This is a genomic window from Streptomyces sp. DvalAA-14 (assembly GCF_900091855.1).
Lineage (GTDB): Bacteria > Actinomycetota > Actinomycetes > Streptomycetales > Streptomycetaceae > Actinacidiphila.
In genome coordinates this window covers 1-1,440 of the sequence record NZ_FMCH01000217.1, presented here as the reverse complement: position 1 = coordinate 1,440, position 1,440 = coordinate 1, and the positions used below count along the sequence as shown (strand labels likewise).

Genomic DNA, 1,440 nt, shown 5'->3' with positions numbered 1-1,440 from the left:
GGGCGCGCGTCGGGCCGCCAGCGGGCCAGGCTCGCGGTGGAGGTGAAGGCGGGCAGGGCGCGGCGCCCGTCCGGTGCCTGAATGGTCGGCACCGCCATGTCGCTGGTCTTCTCCCGGCGCAGCCCGTCCGGCCCGGTCTCCGCCTCGCCGAGCAGGGCCACGACGGGGACGAGCAGCCGGGCGCCGTGCAGCGCGGCGACCACGGCCCGCTCGGCGGCGCCGGCCCGCGGCGTGGTCCGGTCCCGCGCGTAGTCGGCGAGGGCGGCGGCCAGCGCGGGGGCGGCCGAGCCGTCGTCGTCGGCGAAACCGGGATCGGGGATGTCTTGAGCGCCACCCGGGAACCCTAACCGCGGCGCGGCCTGCGGTTCGTCACGGGGTGCGGCGGCGCCCCGGCCGGAACCACAGCACGGCGGCCAGCACCACGAGCGCGCCGCCCGCCGCGGCGCACCCGGCGGCCACTCCGTCGCCCAGCACCTGGTCGGGATCGGCGGGCGCGGGGGCGGCTGTCGGCCCGGGGGCGAAATAGCGCTGCGGGTAGGAGGCGGGTGCCGCGACGACCGGGGCGGGTTTCATCCGCTTCGCGGCGGCCACCGCCATCGCCGGGTCGATCATGCCGGTGCCCAGGGAGTCGCTGCGCCCGCCCTTGGGCTTGTGCCGGGTGGTGGTCTGCAGCACCTGCTTGACCTGGGCGGGACTGAGGCGGGGGTTCGCCGACCGGATCAGGGCGGCGGTGCCGGAGACATACGCGGAGGCCGCGCTGGTCCCCCAGCCGTTGTAGTAGGTGCGGTCCGGGTCGGCGATCACCACGTCCACGCCCGGCGCGGACACCGAGGCGTACCAGCGGCGGGTGGAGAAGGCCGCGTGCTTGCCGTCCTGGTCCACGGCGGCGACCGCGATCACCCCGGGGTACGCGGCGGGGTAGGAGGAGCGGTCCGCGTCCTGACCGCCGTTGCCCGCGGAGGCGACCACCACCACGCCCTTGTCCAGCGCGTACTGGATGGCGTCGTCCTCGTCGGCGACCGGCGCGGCGGTGGCGCTGTCGTCGCCGAGCGAGAGGTTGATGACGTCGGCGCCGTGGTCGGCGGCCCAGCGGATGCCGTCGGGCAGCGCGTCGCCGCGGGTCTGCCGGGCCTTTTGCCGCTGCGGGTCCTTGTCCTCCAGGATCACCCGCACCGGCAGGATCCGGGCCTGCGGGGCGATGCCGAGCACCCCGGAGTCGTCGTCGGCGCCGTGCCCGTGTCCGGCGATGATGGCGGCCATGCCGGTGCCGTGCCGGGCCCAGGAGCGGTCACCGCGCTGGGCGCCGAAGCCGATCTCGTCCTTGCCGGGCAGGACCTGGCCGGTCAGGTCGGGGTGGGTGGCGTCCACTCCGGTGTCCAGGACGGCGACGGTGACACCGGCCCCCTTCGTGGTCTGCCACGCCTGCTGGGCGTGCAGCGC

2 protein-coding genes are annotated in these 1,440 nt (G+C 76.7%); both read right to left on the bottom strand.

The window, feature by feature from the left end; all coding sequences use genetic code 11:
• The coding region (locus GA0115240_RS10905; protein ID WP_141708799.1) for an SseB family protein at window positions 1-320 on the bottom strand (320 nt) is incomplete at its 3' end.
• Window positions 321-369: 49 nt separating this feature from the next.
• The coding region (mycP, locus tag GA0115240_RS10900; protein WP_107407128.1) for a type VII secretion-associated serine protease mycosin at window positions 370-1,440 on the bottom strand (1,071 nt) is incomplete at its 5' end.